The organism is Streptomyces sp. NBC_01341 (assembly GCF_035946055.1).
Lineage (GTDB): Bacteria > Actinomycetota > Actinomycetes > Streptomycetales > Streptomycetaceae > Streptomyces.
On record NZ_CP108364.1, the window covers coordinates 3,281,991 to 3,296,031 of the forward strand.

Sequence of the window (14,041 nt, forward strand, 5' to 3'; positions counted from 1 at the left end):
GTGTCGGTCACGGTCCGGCACTGTAGTGCGGTGGCGCCCGCAGGGGGGCGGCTTCCGGAAGGACGCCCGGCCGGACTGCGGAGCCGCGGCCCTCAGGTGACGCGGACGACGAGCACCGCCACGTCGTCGCGCTGCGGCACGTCGTCCAGGCGGTGGGCGAGCGTCTCCAGGATCATCGGCAACGGACGGTCGCCGACGGCCGAGAGGGTGGCGGCGGTCTGCTGGACGCTCTCGTCGATGTCGTTGTCACGGCGTTCGACCAGCCCGTCGGTGTACAGCAGGAGCACGCTGCCCGGGGGGAGCCGGCGTTCCTGGTCGTGGCGGGCGACACCGTCCGGGGCGCCGAGGAGCATCAGGTCGTGCGCGCCGAGTGTCGAGACGTCACCGTCGGGCGTACGCACCAGGGGTGGCGGGTGACCGGCGTTGGACCAGGTGAGCAGCCACCCGCCACCGTGCGGGTCGAGGCGCGCGTGCACCGCTGTGGCACCGGGGCCCAGGGGCAGTGCCTCGAAGGCGCCGTCCACCGCCTTGAGAGCGGCGGCGGGCGAGTGGGCGGCGCGCGCGAGCGTGGCCTGGCGGAGCATGCTGCGGACCTGGCCCATCACCGCGGCGGCCTGGACGTCGTGGCCGATGACGTCGCCGATGGACAGCATCAGGGACCACTGTCCGGAGGCCGCGGGGTGCTGCAGCCGGTAGGCGTCGTACCAGTCGCCGCCCACCATGTCCTGGTCGGTGGCCGGCAGGTAGAGGGCAGCCATGTCCAGGCCCGGCACGGACGGCAGTTCGGTCAGCATCGCGGCCTGGAGCTGTTCGGCGGTGCTCAGCCGGTTCTCGACGAACAGGGTGCGCTCCACGGCCTGGCTCGCGTATCCGCCGACCGCGGTGAGGACCGCTTCCTCGGTCACCTCCAGGAGGTGGGCGGCCGACCAGCACCACATCAGCACCCCGCGGCCCCGCATCAGCGGTACGCACAGCGCGGAGCTGAGGCCCAGCGAGTCGTATCCGGCGACCGCCTCGGGGCTGAAGCCCGCCACGAGCGCGTCGCGGTCCGGGACGAAGACGGTGCGCTGTTCCCGCATCGCCTTCGTGCTCGGGAAGTCGGCGTCCATGCCGAGCCGGTCGATGGACACCTCGACGGGCCGGACGGCCTCCGGATCGACCACGCGCCACAGGCCCCGGCCGTCCGCGAGCAGCAGGCCGACGTAGGACGGATCGGTGGGGCCGTCGAACATGCTGCGCAGGCGGCGGGCCAGGTCCGTGAGGTCGCGGGAGTGTCCCAGTTCGACCGAGGCGCGCAGCAGCAGGTGTGCGTGGTCGCGGTCGCGGCGGGTCCGCTCGCTGGCGATCCTCAGCCGCAGTTCCACCGAGCAGGCGGCGGCGAGGTCCTCCAGGTCCTGCAGCTCGTCCGCCGTCCAGTCCCGGGGGTGGTGGTCGATGGCGCAGAGCGACCCGAGGACCTGGGCGTCGGCGTCGGTCAGCGGCATCCCGGCGTAGGCGATCACCTGGAGGTCGGGGATGGCCAGGCTGTCGCAGGTGAGCGAGTCCAGCCGTGTGTCGTTCAGGATCAGCGGTCTCCCGGTGGCGACGACGTGCTGGCAGAAGGAGTGGCTGAGCGGGGTCCCGCGCTGCGAGGCCCAGGGCTCGGCGAGGCCGACCATGCCGGGGAAGACCTGCCGTTCGGGCTCCAGCAGGGAGACCAGGGAGACGGGGACACGGAGGAAGCGCGTGACGAGCCTCGCGAACCTGTCCATACCGGGATCGGCCGCCGCTGTGAGCCCTGCGAGCCGCAGGGCTTCCGTCCTCCCCAGTTCGCCCACCCTGGGGCCTTTCGTCGAGATGGCGGCCGGAGCCGTGGCGCGGGTACGCCGCTCTTCGAAGGTATAAGACAATTCCGCCGATGTCGTGATCAGAGCCGGGCTCCGGAGCCCGGCACGGCGTTGTGCGGGGCTGCCCGCCGCCACCTCACCTCGCCGTCCTCCCGCTCGTCGGTGGCGGTCAGCCCCGCAGCCGCGGCGACGGCGGCGGACGCGGCGTGGTCCGGATGGATGTGGGCGACGACGCTCCGGACCGACTGCCGCGCCAGCAGGTGGCAGACCATTCCCACCGCCGCCTCCTTGGCGTAGCCCCGGCCCTGCCACGGGGTGCCGACCACCCAGGCCACTTCCGCCCGGCCGTCGCGCAGGGTGGCCTGCGCGTAACCGGCCAGGCACCCGTCGGCACGCACCCGGAGCACCCAGTTCCACCAGAGTTCGGCGGGATCGGGACAACCGGCGCTCTGGCGCTCGTAGCGGGCGCGCAGGGCGCCGACGTCCTCGGGGGCGCCCCCCGTGTAGCCGTGCAGGGCGGGATCGGAGAGGACCACCGCCATCTCCTCCGCGTGCGCCACGTCCAGCGGGAGTGCGTCCAGGCGGGGGGTGGAGAAGGGCTCGGGGGCGCCGTCGGCGTACATGCGGCGGAGCCTACGCCGGGCACTCGTCCCGGGGTGGGCACCCGTCTGCGCATACCTCACGATCATGTCTTTTTCGGTGCATTAACGGGCATGCGGGGTGCACCATGGACACATGAGTACGACCCGTGCACTGGAGCCCTTCGTGAGGCAGTACACCGTGCTGCTCAGCAGCCGCAGGCCGGACGGATCGGCCGCTCGCACCCCTGTCAGCATCGCCGTCGAGGGTGACCACGCCTACATCCGTACGTTCTCGTCGGCGTGGAAGGTCGACCGGATGCGCAACCACCCGGTGGTGGAGGTCGCTCCGTGCACCGTGCGCGGCGCGCCGACGGGGCCGCCCATGAAGGCGTGGGCACGACTCCTTCAGGAGGGGTCGAAGGAGAACCTCCACGCCGCCCGGACACTCTCCCGGAAGTACCCCGCCCTGCACGGCGTGGTCGTCCCCCTCGCCCACCGCCTGAAGAGGGACCGGACCCTGCACTACGAGCTGCGCCCGGTCACTCAGGACGACTGAACGACCTCACTCGGCGCCGGAGTCCAGGGCGGGCGAAGGGCCGGAACGGGGCGCACCCAGCACGGCCGGGCGGCCTTGGGGGGTTCACTTTTCGCGGTGTGAGCATGGGCATACGCGTCGTGTATACACGGCATGTACAGTTCCCTCCATGCCCGCAATACTTGACACGCCAATAAAGGCTGGAAAAGGCGTCCGCGCGATCGCGGCCCTGTCGGTGGCCGGGGCCCTGCTCCTGGGTCTCAGCGGCTGCACCCACTACGACACCAGCAAGCCGAGCGACGCACGCAAGGCCGCCGCCGACGGCAAGGCCGGCGGCCGCGCCACCGGCGCGGTCGACTGCCGCGAAGCCAAGTGCATCGCCCTCACCTTCGACGCGGGACCGAGCGAGAACAGCCCCCGGCTCCTCGACATCCTCAAGGCCGAGAAGGTCCACGCGACGTTCTTCCTGCTCGGCAAGAACCACATAGACAAGCACCCCGACCTGGTCAAACGGATGGCCAGGGAGGGCCATGAACTGGCCAGTCACACGTGGGACCACAAGATCCTCACCGACATCAGCGACGCGGAGGTCCGCGACGAGTTCAAGCGCACCGACGACGCGGTGGAGAAGCTGACGGGCAAGCGCCCCACACTCATGCGGCCACCTCAGGGCCGCACGGACAACCACGTCGGCGAACTCGCCAAGCAGGAGGGTCTGGCCCAGATACTGTGGGACGTGACCACGAAGGACTACAAGGTGCCGCCGAGCGCGACGATCACCGAGCGCGCCGTGGAACACGCGAAGCGGGACTCCATCATCCTGCTGCACGACATCTACAAGAACACCGTGCCCGCGGTTCCCGGCGTCATCGACCAGCTCAGGGCCAAGGGCTACACCTTCGTGACCGTGCCCCAGCTCCTCGCCCCCGGCAAGGCCGAACCGGGCAAGATCTACAAACCGTAGCCGCGACGGAAACGCCGCCACCGGCAACCCCACCCACGCCGTGAGGCCGCACGCCCGGGCCGACTATACATTTCGCGTATACATACTGTGTATAGTCGGCTCATGTCTATCAGCCACACACTTCTGGGCCTTCTCGAGACCGGGCCGTCCCACGGCTACGACCTGAAGCGCTCGTTCGACGCGACGTTCGGCCAGGACCGGCCGCTCCACTACGGCCAGGTCTACTCCACGATGTCCCGACTGCTGAAGAACGGCCTCGTCGTCGTCGACGGCGTCGAGGCGGGTGCGGGTCCGGAGCGCAAGCGGTACGCGATAACCGAGACGGGGATCACCGATGTGGAGCAGTGGCTCTCCACACCGGAGAGACCCGAGCCCTACCTGCAGTCGACGCTGTACACCAAGGTCGTCCTCGCCCTGCTCACCGGCCGCGACGCCGCCGGCGTCCTGGACACCCAGCGCTCGGAACACCTGCGCGGCATGCGCGTGCTCACCTGCCGCAAGCGCGACGGGGACCTGGCCGACCAGCTCATCTGCGACCACGCCCTGTTCCACATGGAAGCCGACCTGCGCTGGCTGGAGCTCACCGCCGCACGCCTCGACAAGCTCCGGGAGACGGTGACCCGATGACGCCCCCGCCGGTTCCCTGCTGGCCGCCGAGGACCTCCGCAAGGCCTACGGCACCACCGCCGCGCTCGACGGCGCCGACTTCTCCATCCACCCCTGCGAAGTCGTCGCCGTGATGGGCCCGTCCGGCTCCGGCAAGTCGACACTGCTGCACTGCCTCGCGGGCATCGTGACCCCGGACTCCGGAACGATCCGGTACGACGGACGCGAACTGTCCCCTGCCCCGGGCGTCGCGACGTTCCCGGCCGAGGGCGAGATGGTGGTCTCCCCCGCGCTGAGGGACCTGCTGGCATCGGACTCCGGCACCCTGCTGCGCAAGCGGCTGCCCGACCGGATCGTCGCCGTCATCGGGGACGACGGCCTGACGGGCCCCGGCGAACTCGCCTTCTACCGTGGTGCCGAGGGGCTCGCCCCGCACATCGACGGCGACAACATCTTCCGGATCGAGCGGTTCGGCGGTCCGTCCCCGGTCGAGCAGAAACTCGACCCCGTCCTGCTCCTCCTGATCCTCGTCATGTTCGTGGTCCTGCTCATGCCCGTCGCGGTGTTCATCGCCACGGCCGTGCGCTTCGGTGGCGAGCGACGCGACCGGAGGCTCGCGGCGCTGCGGCTCGTGGGCTCCGACAGCCGCATGGTCCGGCGGATCGCGGCGGGGGAAGCCCTGGCGGGGGCGTTGTTGGGCCTGCTCTTCGGCGCAGCGTTCTTCGTGGCGGGCCGTCAGCTGGCGGGCGCCTTCGAGGTGCGCGGCATCAGCGTGTTCCCCGGCGACCTGGATCCCTCGCCGTTCCTGGCGCTGCTGGTGGCGGTCGCCGTACTGGTGGCCGCGGTGGCGGTGACGGTGTTCGCGCTGCGCGGGGTCGCCATCGAGCCGCTCGGCGTGGTGCGTTCGGGCCGGCCGGCGAAGCGCAGGCTGTGGTGGCGGCTGCTGCCGTCACTGCTCGGCCTGGTCGCGCTGTTCCCGATGCTGGGCAGGGGCCGGGACCACGGGCAGTTCAACCAGGGCCAGACCGCGTTCGGCGTCATCATGCTGCTGATCGGCGTGACCGCCCTGCTGCCGTGGGCCGTGGGTGCGGTCGTCCGTCGGCTCGGCGCCGGTGGCGTCGCCTGGCAGCCGGCCGTACGACGCCTCCAGATGGACAGTGGTGGCGCCGCCCGCATGGTGAACGGCATCGCCGTGGCGGTCGCCGGAGCGATCGCACTGCAGATGCTCTTCACCGGCGTCGACGCCTCCTACACGCAGTCGACCGGGCTGGACACCTCGCGTGCGCAGATGGAGGTCACCGTTCCCGGTGACGTGCCGCTCGCACAGGCCACGCACAAGCTGCGTGGGACCGAGGGCGTCAAGGCCGTGGTCACCTTCAGTGAGGGCAGCGTCGGCGACCGCCCCGACAATCCCGATCACTACACACAGGTGTCGGTGGGCGACTGTGCGGACCTTCGTGCTGGCCATGGTGGGCGTGGGCGCTGCGGTCGTCACGGGTGTGGCTCTGCTCAGCCTTCCGCCTCTGCTGCGGCTGATGCGCCCGGAGGGCCTGCGCACGGAGTAGTCCGGCAACCGTGGGTGCGGCCCCCTCGTGACACGAGGGGGCCTTCGCCTCGCGCGCGAGGCGCTGCCGGACACGGGGGCATCCCGGTCAGGGCTGCTCACCGGTGGCGGGGAAGTCGGTGGAGGCCGTCAGGCCGGACCAGGCGTCCATGTCGGCCTGCAGGCGCTGCCGGCCCTGCTGGATGATCTGGACCGCGTCGCTCCCGAGCACCAGGTGCACCGGAGGATTCTCGGCGTCCAGCACCGTCATGAGGGCCTTGGCCGCGCGCTCCGGGTCGCCCGTCTGATTGCCGTCCTTGGCGTTGCGGGCGGCACGGATCGGGTCGAAGACCGTGTCGTAGTCGGGGATGGTGCGCGGAACGCGAACCATCGAGCGGCCGGCCCAGTCCGTGCGGAACGAGCCGAGAGCGAGCGAGGTGACGTGGATGCCGAACGGAGCGACCTCTTGCGCCAAGGACGCGGAAATGCCTTCGACGGCGAACTTGCTGGCACCGTAGAAGGCGACCCCGGGAAGTGCGGTGAGCCCCGCCATCGACGACAGCGTGAAGATGTGACCGCTTCGACGGCGTCGCATGGACGGGAGGACGGCCTTGACGACCGCCACCGTCCCGAAGACGTTGACGTCGAACTGGCTGCGCAGGTCTTCGAGCGAGGATTCCTCGACGGTCCCCTCGACACCGTAACCGGCGTTGCTGACCAGGACGTCGACAGGACCCACCTCCTGCTCGATCCGCCGGACCACGGCGGTCACCTCGTCATCGTCCGTGACGTCCAGCAGCATTCCTGTGGCGCGCCCCGGAGCCAGGGCTTCGAACTCGGGGATCTGGCCGGGCTTGCGTACGGTCCCGACGACTCGGTGTCCGGCGGCCAGCGCCTCCTGGGCGAAGGCGCGCCCCAGACCTGTGCTGACACCGGTGATGAGGAAAACTCTGCTCATGGGTACTCCCGTTGTGGGGGGACGGGGCTCCGTGTGTGGTGCGACGGAGCCCGTCCCTCAGGGTGAACCGGCGCCGTCAGTGACCGGCGCTCTGGCCGCCGTCGACGTGAAGGATCTCACCCGTGACGAACGGGGCGTTCTCCAGATAGACGACCGCGCCGACGATGTCGCTGACCTCGCCCATCCGGCCGACAGGGTGCATCGCGGCGAACATCTCGTGGTGCGCTTCGCTGTGCATCGGCGTCTTGATGATGCCGAGGGCCACGGCGTTGCTGCGGACACCGCGGTCGGCGTACTCGATGGCCAGGGCCTTGGTCGCGGACTGGAGGCCACCCTTGGTCAGCGAGGCGAGGACCGACGTGACGGAGGAGTTGGCGTGGTCGACCAGGCTGGTGGTGATTTGCACGACGTGCCCGCCGCCCTGGACGAGCATCTGCTCCAGCGCGAGCTGGGTGAGGCGGAAGAAGCCGCTCAGGTTGATGCCGGTGACTGCCGCGTAGTCGTCCAGTGTGTACTCGGTGAACGGCTTGGCGACGAATATGCCCGCGTTGTTGACCAGCGTGTCGATACGGCCGAAACGCTCGATCGCGGCGCTCGCCACGCGCTCGGCGGTGGCGGGGTCGGCGATGTCACCCCGCACGGTGAGGACATCCGGGTCCTGGGAGGGCTCGATGCTGCGGGAGGTGGCGACTACGGCGTAGCCGAGCTTGCGGTAGGCATCGACCAGGCCGGCGCCGATGCCCTGCGACGCGCCGGTGATGACGGCAACCTTCTTGGTGGGGGTACTCATTGACGGACTCCAAGGGGGTGAGCGGACCGGTCGGTCGTGACCAGTGCTCTCGTCAACCAGTCGACCGGTCGACAAAATTCCTTGAAAGCGACCGGATTCCTGTCCGCAAACCACCGGAAAGGCACTCTCATCTGCGATGGGAGCCGGGTCCTACCACCTCGGAGCAATCAGGTCGGCAAAAAGCCCTACCCGAGAGGACCCGGGAGGCGGCCGTCCTCGTGCCGGCCGGGCGACGGGACGGATGTGGCGCGGCGCGGCACTAGCCGCGCCTGCGCCTGGCCATGAGCAGGGCCAGCACGATGACGACGACCGCGACCGCCCCGCCCGTCACAGTGCTCTTCCCGGGGCCGCCGTCCTCGCCGCCGTCCCCCGAAGACGTCCCGCCGCCCCCGCTGTTCGGCGAAGCCGCCCTGTCGCCGCCCTTCACGTCGACGCGCAGCACCTCGCTCCGCTCGCCCTCGGAGCCGAACATCATCGCCGAGCCGTCCGCCGTGTAGGTCACCGACTCGGCCTGCCCCTGCAGCGGCACGCTCACGGCGTGGTCGGCGCCGAGCCGGCCGTTCGCGAAGGCGTAGCCCCGGGCGCTGAAGTAGGAGCGCAGCACCAGCTCCTTGCCGTCCGGCGAGAACGCGCCGTCCGTCACCCACGGCACCTCGCCCACCCGCCGGAACACGTTGGTCCCGCCGGCCGTCAGCTTCTCCGGGCCCTCGTAGAGCCCGCCGCCGCCCTCCTTCTTCGAGGCGATGTACACCCGCCCCGTCACGGGATGGACCATCATCGCCTCTGCGTTGCGCGCGCCGTCCGCGTACTTCACGTCGAACTGCGTGGCCCGCACCGTGGCGTCCGCGAGCTTCTTCGGTTCCGGGAAGCGGTAGATCCAGACGTGGTCCCAGGAGCCGTCGAGGTTGTCACCGATGTCGCCGACGTACAGGTTCCCGTCCGGCCCGAGCGAGATCGCCTCGACGTCGCGGGGCTCCCCGACGCCCTTCATGGTGATCGTCGCGACGGTCTTCCCGGTCCGGGAGTCGACGGCGTAGACGTACGGCCCGTCCTCGCTGTCGTTGTGCGTCCAGTAGACGCCCGGGTGGATCCGGCTGGCGGCCAGGCCGCTGGACTCGGTGATCCGGGGGTCCTCGATGGTGAAGGTGCGGTCCGCCCCGTCACCGTCGTCCGCGACGGCGGGTGCCGCCCCCGCGAGGAACAGGAGGGCGGCGGCGGAGAGGGTCAGCAGCGATCTCATGGCACAAGTGTCCACTGTCACGTCGCAGGCCGGAGCGGTGATCCGCCATGATGTCGCCATGCGTTTTCTCTTCGTCGGCGACTCCATGACCATCGGGCGTTCCGGCGACTTCACCTGGCGCTACCGGATGTGGCAGCACCTGGAAGCGACCGTCGGCTGCGACGGCTACGCGATCACGGGTCCGCGCACCGAGGTGTACGACACCGAGGCGAACGCCCCGCTCTCCCACGCCTACGGCGATCCGGCCTTCCCCGCGCCCGCGCGACGGCACCTCGCCGGCTGGGGCGAGGGCTGGCTCCACATGGCGCCCGTCATCGCGGACACGGTCACGGTGACCCGCGCCGACGTCCTGCTGGTCTCGCTCGGCCTGATAGACCTCGGCTTCTACACGAACAGCGAGCAGACGGCCGCGAACGCGCGGGCCTTCGTCACCGCGGCCCGCACCGCGAACCCGCGGATCAGGCTGGTGCTGCTTCCCGTGATACCCAATGTGCGGGCCGAGTCCGACGCCCCCTTCGCCGCGGAGTGCGACCGCTTCAACGTCCTGCTCGCGAAGGCCGTCGCCGATCTGGACACCCCTTCGTCCCCGGTCCTGCTGGCCTCGCACCCGGTGGGCTACGACATCCGCACGGACACCTACGACGGCACCCACCCGGGCCCCGCCGGGGAACACAAGCTGGCCGGCGCCTTCGCCGACGCGATGCACCAGGCGTGGGGCGTGGGCGGCCCCTACGCGGGAGCCCTCGCCGCGGCATGAACCCGTTGTGCCCGGAACCGCGCGGCTCCGGCCCCGCGTCCCCGTCACGTACGGGGCGGCGCGGGATGTCCGGAACTGGAGCACGGGCGAGTGACGTACGGGCGGGCGACGAGGCATCCGGGCGCGGCGGCGACGGGCGGCGTCCCACCGGGTGGTGGCCACGGCGGCTCCGGGCACCGTGCCGGTGGCCAGGATCGACCAGGTGCTGCCCCGGTCGGCGGAGGTCACCCAGGTGCGGTCGCTGCCCGCGACAGGAAGCGGCCATCTGCCGACAGCGGCCCGCATCGGCCTGTGAGGCGCCCGCGTCGGGGCGCGCGCGGCGCGGGTCAGCCGACCAGCTCGACGCCCAGCATCGCGAGCCCCAGCTTGGTCAGTTCCTCGGACACCTCGTCGGGCCTGGCCCTGCGGGGACGGCGGGCGTGGTGGGCCATGAGCTCGTGGACCGTACCGACCATCACCATCACCACCACACGGTGGTCGCGCTCCTCCGCCTCGCCGCGTACCGCCGCGCGCTCGGCCTCGCCGGTGAGGAAGTCGCCCCACAGGTCGCGCCACTTCTTGCAGTGCGCGTCGACGGCGGGGCTCACACCCAGCACCTCGACGAAGGTGATCCGCGCCTCGCGCAGGTCCCGGGTCACGGCCGACACGTACGCGTCGAAGAGCCGCCGGAAACGCTCCGCGACCGGACAGTCGTCCATGCCCTCGGAGAGCAGGGCCTGTTCGGCGGCGCGCAGTCCGCTGGTCGTGATCTGGTTGTGGAGGGCCATGAGCACGCCCTCCCGGGAGCCGAACTCCTCCCAGAGCATCTCCTCCGGGACCCCTGCCACCTCGCACAGGGCCTGCTCCGACGTGGCCGCGTAGCCGTACACGCCGAACAGTTCCAGGCCCGCTTCGAGGAGTTGCGCACGTGCCCGGGTGCGCCTGCCGTCGACCGCTCCGGTCAGTTGGTCCACCGGGACATCCACCACGGGTCCTCCTTCGTCTGCCACATCTCCGGTGCTCGCGGCTGCGGTTGAGCGGGACCGCGCGGGCCGGTGGGGGCTCGGTCGCCTCTGGATGGCGCGTGCGCCATTGTCCTGGTTCGTCCGGCCGTGCGCACCCTTCGGCACGCCGCCGGGCCGATAGACCGCCAGGACCGGTGAGCGCTCGTACACCAGTACAGCCGCCGCCTGATCCCCGAGCCGGAGTGCCCGGGGGCAGGTGACGGGGCCCGGCGTGAAGGACCGCCGGTGCTACGGAGCGGCGATGCCGAGTTCGGCGAGCAGCCCGCGGACGAGGTGTTCGATCTCGTCGCGGATCGGCCGTACGGCGCCGACCCCCTGCCCGGCGGGGTCGGCGAGCTGCCGGTCGAGATACCGCTTCCCCGGAAAGACGGGGCAGGTGTCCCCGCACCCCATGGTGATCACCACGTCGGACGCCCGCACCGCGTCGACCTTGAAGACCTTCGCCAGCGTCTCGACCCCCTCCTCGGCGGTGCCGTGAGGAGGGTGGGGCAGCAGTCCTCGGGGGCCGCCCGACCGAGCACCACGCGTCCTTGTTTCGACATGCTTCTATGTTGACGTTTTTCGATTCAAGGCGCAACATTGAATCGAAGAACATCAATCCAACCTGATGGAGGGGTGGTCATGTCCCGTGCCCAGCTCGCACTCAACGTCGCCGATCTCGAAGCATCGGTGACCTTCTACTCCAAGCTCTTCGGCGTGGAGCCCGCGAAGCGCCGCCCCGGTTACGCCAACTTCGCGATCGCCAGCCCACCGCTCAAGCTCGTCCTGATCCAGGGCGAGCCGGGCCAGGAGACCCGCCTGGACCATCTCGGCGTCGAGGTCGGCACGACGCAGGAGGTCTCCGCCGCCACCACCCGCCTCACGGAGGCGGGCCTCGCGACCTTCGAGGAGAACGACACCTCCTGCTGCTACGCCCTCCAGGACAAGGTCTGGGTCCACGGCCCCGGCAAGGAGCCGTGGGAGGTGTACGTCGTCAAGGCGGACGCCGGACAGATGGAAAGGAACGCCGCCCCGGACGACTCCCGCCTGCCCGGCACCGCCGAGGAGGCACCGGCCGCCGCAGGTTGCGCCTGCGGCACCTGAGCCCGTCCGGTCACGGCCTGCCGCACCCGTTCCGGCGGGTGCGGCAGGCCGGGGCGGCAGGCCGGGGTGCCGAGGGCCCCGCGCCTCCGGCCCCTCCGCAGGCGGAGCGGAGGCTGGCAGAATCCGCGCCATGGCGGACATCATCACGCGTGACGGCACATGGAGCTTCGACGGGGAGACGGTGCGCATCGTCCCCGGCAGCAAGGTGCACCCCGTGCGGCAGGACCTCGGCGAACTCGCCGTGCCGCTCGAAGCCGTGGCGGGCGCCTCCTTCGAACCCGACCGCAAGGGCGGCCGTCTGCGGCTCCGGCTGCGCACCGGCGCCTGCCCGGTGCAGCGGGCGGCGGACGGCCGGCTGCGGGACTCCGCCGACCCGTACCAACTCCTGGTGGAGAAGGACCGCAGCGGCGTGGCCGAGTACCTCGTCGACGAGATCCGCAACGCCCTGCTGATCGAGCAGGTGCCGGACGGGCCGGTGGCCCGCTTCCTGCTGCCGGGGCCGTCGGTGCCCGTGTCCGGCGGGGGCGGGGACGGCACCGCGTCCTTCGACGGGCACACCGTCCGCCTCGTCTGGAACTGGAAGGCCGAGGAGTCGAAGACCACCGGAGGCGCCGTCGCCCTCCCGCTGGCGGACGTCACGGGGGTGCGCTGGATACCGGCCATCGGACTGGAGAACGGCTCCCTGCGCTTCGACCGCGCGGGAGTCACCGCGCCCGCGCAGCCGAAGTACGACCCGTACTCCCTGGACCTGTGGGGGCTGTCCAAGCGGGAGTACACCGCTGTGCTCGTCGCAGCCGCCGTCCTCGTGCGGCTCTCCTCGTCCGCCCGGCCGCTCGCCCCCGGCGCCACACAGGAAGTCCCCGCGCTCACCCCGGCCGACGCCCCGGCCGCCGACGATCACGACGTCCTGCTGCGGCGACTGCGTGAGCTCGGTGAACTGCACCGGGCGGGCGTCCTCACCGACGAGGAGTTCACCACCGCCAAGCAGGCCGTGCTGAAACGCCTCTGATCCCCGGCCCGCCGCCCCGCGGCGCGCACCGGTCGTCCCCTCACCCCGGGGCGGCGACGTCTCCCAGCCGCGCGAAGCGTTCCCGCCAGGGCAGCGGGTCGCCCGGTACGGCCTCCGCCGCAGCCCGCTGGGCGTCCCAGTGCGCCCACGCCGCCTGCCTGCGGCACTCCCCGCACTCGGTCTCGTCGGCGAGCGGCCGGAAGACGTGCTCCTCACCCGGGGCCGAACAGGTCGTCAACTCCGTTACGGACGACGGTGCGACGGGCTGCGGGATCACCTCGGACGGCAGCTCCGGCGGCATCTTGTGCAGCAGCCTGAAGCGCAGGAAGCCGACTGCGGACCGCACACCGTCACCCGGAAGTTCGCTGGTCAGCACGCTGCGCAGCTCGGCCTCCGACACCCCGCGCAGCAGCCAGCGGGCGGCGAGCTCGGCAAGGGACCGGGCTTCCTTCACCCCGAGGTACAGCTCGCGCCGCACATGCCGCAGCGAGAGCAGGACCCGCTCCCCCTCCGCGACCTGGGGTCCCGGCTCGAGGTCGGGCTCCGCTCGGGAGGGTGGGTGGGGTTCGTTCTTCTCTTGTTCTTCCTCCACCGGTAGTTGACGACCGGCCACCCGAGCGGTCGGCCGACCGACCGCCGGTTCCCGCACACTCGACTGCTCCTCGGACAACCCCCCGCGCAGCAGGGCCGCTTCCTCGGACGTGAGGGACACGCTGGAGAGGAGCTGTTCCGTCACCCAGCGCCCGCGAGCACGCTGGGCGCGCCACTCATGGACGTAACCGTGCGCGACCAGCAGGGCCTTGGACTTCTGGTACGCCCGTCCCGTGATGCCGAGCTTCCGCGCGTGCTCGCTCAGCGGCTGGGCGGCCTGCCCGTCGGGGAGCCCTTGCACGGCCAGGAGGAGAATCTTCGCGTCGCTGTTCAGTCGCGTACGGCGAACGACGTCGTGCGAAGCCTTCGTGTAGCGCCGAGAGGGCGCGATAGCATGCCGAAGCATCTCGGTGGAGGTCCATCCACTCGTGGGTGAAGGCCCTCGGGTCGGTGTTGGTAGCACCCCCCGGGGGCCGCCCGCGCGCGGTGCGCGCGCACGGAACGTAATGACGCGATCACGGTACCGCACCGCACGGGGTCCCGTTTCCGGGACG

Annotated in this window: 14 protein-coding genes and 2 pseudogenes; 8 read left to right on the forward strand and 8 right to left on the reverse strand. The window is 71.1% G+C overall.

Going from position 1 to position 14,041, the window contains the following annotated elements; all coding sequences use genetic code 11:
- Positions 1 to 92: 92 nt before the first annotated feature.
- On the reverse strand, positions 93 to 1,817 hold the full coding sequence (locus OG206_RS14255) for a GAF domain-containing SpoIIE family protein phosphatase (RefSeq protein ID WP_327122271.1): 1,725 nt from the start codon (positions 1,815 to 1,817) through the stop codon (positions 93 to 95).
- Positions 1,818 to 1,906: 89 nt separating this feature from the next.
- A complete protein-coding gene (locus tag OG206_RS14260; protein WP_327115962.1) occupies positions 1,907 to 2,449 on the reverse strand; it encodes a GNAT family N-acetyltransferase in 543 nt (180 codons plus the stop codon).
- Positions 2,450 to 2,561: 112 nt separating this feature from the next.
- Here OG206_RS14260 and OG206_RS14265 point away from each other — a divergent pair, with 112 nt between their 5' ends.
- The 4 genes and pseudogenes from OG206_RS14265 to OG206_RS14280 form a co-directional block, all read left to right on the forward strand.
- A complete protein-coding gene (locus tag OG206_RS14265; RefSeq protein WP_327115964.1) occupies positions 2,562 to 2,963 on the forward strand; it encodes a PPOX class F420-dependent oxidoreductase in 402 nt (133 codons plus the stop codon).
- 148 nt (positions 2,964 to 3,111) lie between these two features.
- A complete protein-coding gene (locus tag OG206_RS14270) occupies positions 3,112 to 3,906 on the forward strand; it encodes a polysaccharide deacetylase family protein (RefSeq protein WP_327115966.1) in 795 nt (264 codons plus the stop codon).
- Positions 3,907 to 4,008: 102 nt separating this feature from the next.
- Positions 4,009 to 4,533 carry a PadR family transcriptional regulator gene (locus tag OG206_RS14275; protein ID WP_327115967.1) on the forward strand — a complete coding sequence of 175 codons (525 nt, stop codon included), beginning with the start codon at positions 4,009 to 4,011 and terminating at the stop codon, positions 4,531 to 4,533.
- Positions 4,534 to 4,645: 112 nt separating this feature from the next.
- Positions 4,646 to 5,971, forward strand: a pseudogene (locus OG206_RS14280) (ATP-binding cassette domain-containing protein); the annotation flags it as partial.
- 193 nt (positions 5,972 to 6,164) lie between these two features.
- Here the strand turns inward: OG206_RS14280 and OG206_RS14285 are convergent.
- The 3 genes from OG206_RS14285 to OG206_RS14295 form a co-directional block, all read right to left on the reverse strand.
- Positions 6,165 to 7,013 (reverse strand): oxidoreductase, encoded by an 849-nt coding sequence (locus OG206_RS14285; protein ID WP_327115969.1) that lies wholly within the window; start codon positions 7,011 to 7,013, stop codon positions 6,165 to 6,167.
- A gap of 76 nt (positions 7,014 to 7,089) precedes the next feature.
- Positions 7,090 to 7,803: an SDR family NAD(P)-dependent oxidoreductase gene (locus OG206_RS14290; protein ID WP_327115971.1), complete on the reverse strand. Its 714-nt coding sequence runs from the start codon at positions 7,801 to 7,803 to the stop codon at positions 7,090 to 7,092.
- Between the two features lie 259 nt (positions 7,804 to 8,062).
- On the reverse strand, positions 8,063 to 9,043 hold the full coding sequence (locus tag OG206_RS14295) for a WD40 repeat domain-containing protein (RefSeq protein ID WP_327115973.1): 981 nt from the start codon (positions 9,041 to 9,043) through the stop codon (positions 8,063 to 8,065).
- On the opposite strand from OG206_RS14295, the gene OG206_RS14300 reads away from it, so the two are divergent.
- Both OG206_RS14300 and OG206_RS14305 read left to right on the forward strand, forming a co-directional pair.
- Positions 9,042 to 9,800, forward strand: a complete 759-nt coding sequence (locus OG206_RS14300) for a GDSL-type esterase/lipase family protein (RefSeq protein ID WP_327115975.1) — start codon at positions 9,042 to 9,044, stop codon at positions 9,798 to 9,800. The genes OG206_RS14295 and OG206_RS14300 overlap by 2 nt on opposite strands.
- 154 nt (positions 9,801 to 9,954) lie before the next feature.
- Positions 9,955 to 10,095: a hypothetical protein gene (locus tag OG206_RS14305; RefSeq protein ID WP_442805845.1), complete on the forward strand. Its 141-nt coding sequence runs from the start codon at positions 9,955 to 9,957 to the stop codon at positions 10,093 to 10,095.
- Positions 10,096 to 10,126: 31 nt separating this feature from the next.
- Here the strand turns inward: OG206_RS14305 and OG206_RS14310 are convergent, their stop codons facing one another.
- Together OG206_RS14310 and OG206_RS14315 are read right to left on the reverse strand one after the other, a co-directional pair.
- Entirely contained in the window at positions 10,127 to 10,768 is a 642-nt protein-coding gene (locus tag OG206_RS14310) for a TetR/AcrR family transcriptional regulator (protein WP_327115977.1), read from the reverse strand.
- Positions 10,769 to 11,032: 264 nt separating this feature from the next.
- Positions 11,033 to 11,245 (reverse strand): annotated as a pseudogene (locus OG206_RS14315) (phosphotyrosine protein phosphatase); the annotation flags it as partial.
- A gap of 180 nt (positions 11,246 to 11,425) precedes the next feature.
- On the opposite strand from OG206_RS14315, the gene OG206_RS14320 reads away from it, so the two are divergent.
- Both OG206_RS14320 and OG206_RS14325 read left to right on the forward strand, forming a co-directional pair.
- Positions 11,426 to 11,887 (forward strand): ArsI/CadI family heavy metal resistance metalloenzyme, encoded by a 462-nt coding sequence (locus OG206_RS14320; RefSeq protein ID WP_327115979.1) that lies wholly within the window; start codon positions 11,426 to 11,428, stop codon positions 11,885 to 11,887.
- A 130-nt stretch (positions 11,888 to 12,017) separates the two neighbouring features.
- Positions 12,018 to 12,896, forward strand: a complete 879-nt coding sequence (locus OG206_RS14325) for a DUF4429 domain-containing protein (RefSeq protein WP_327115981.1) — start codon at positions 12,018 to 12,020, stop codon at positions 12,894 to 12,896.
- 40 nt (positions 12,897 to 12,936) lie between these two features.
- Here the strand turns inward: OG206_RS14325 and OG206_RS14330 are convergent, their stop codons facing one another.
- Positions 12,937 to 13,893 (reverse strand): hypothetical protein, encoded by a 957-nt coding sequence (locus tag OG206_RS14330; RefSeq protein WP_327115983.1) that lies wholly within the window; start codon positions 13,891 to 13,893, stop codon positions 12,937 to 12,939.
- Positions 13,894 to 14,041 lie beyond the last annotated feature (148 nt).

Excerpts from the sequence above, each read along its gene's own strand:
- OG206_RS14260 (WP_327115962.1), bottom strand. The coding sequence starts at position 2,449 with ATGTACGCCGACGGCGCCCCCGAGCCCTTCTCCACCCCCCGCCTGGAC.
- OG206_RS14265 (WP_327115964.1), top strand. The coding sequence starts at position 2,562 with ATGAGTACGACCCGTGCACTGGAGCCCTTCGTGAGGCAGTACACCGTG.
- OG206_RS14270 (WP_327115966.1), top strand. The coding sequence starts at position 3,112 with ATGCCCGCAATACTTGACACGCCAATAAAGGCTGGAAAAGGCGTCCGC.
- OG206_RS14275 (WP_327115967.1), top strand. The coding sequence starts at position 4,009 with ATGTCTATCAGCCACACACTTCTGGGCCTTCTCGAGACCGGGCCGTCC.
- OG206_RS14285 (WP_327115969.1), bottom strand. The coding sequence starts at position 7,013 with ATGAGCAGAGTTTTCCTCATCACCGGTGTCAGCACAGGTCTGGGGCGC.
- OG206_RS14290 (WP_327115971.1), bottom strand. The coding sequence starts at position 7,803 with ATGAGTACCCCCACCAAGAAGGTTGCCGTCATCACCGGCGCGTCGCAG.
- OG206_RS14300 (WP_327115975.1), top strand. The coding sequence starts at position 9,042 with ATGGCACAAGTGTCCACTGTCACGTCGCAGGCCGGAGCGGTGATCCGC.
- OG206_RS14295 (WP_327115973.1), bottom strand. The coding sequence starts at position 9,043 with ATGAGATCGCTGCTGACCCTCTCCGCCGCCGCCCTCCTGTTCCTCGCG.
- OG206_RS14320 (WP_327115979.1), top strand. The coding sequence starts at position 11,426 with ATGTCCCGTGCCCAGCTCGCACTCAACGTCGCCGATCTCGAAGCATCG.
- OG206_RS14325 (WP_327115981.1), top strand. The coding sequence starts at position 12,018 with ATGGCGGACATCATCACGCGTGACGGCACATGGAGCTTCGACGGGGAG.
- OG206_RS14330 (WP_327115983.1), bottom strand. The coding sequence starts at position 13,893 with ATGCTTCGGCATGCTATCGCGCCCTCTCGGCGCTACACGAAGGCTTCG.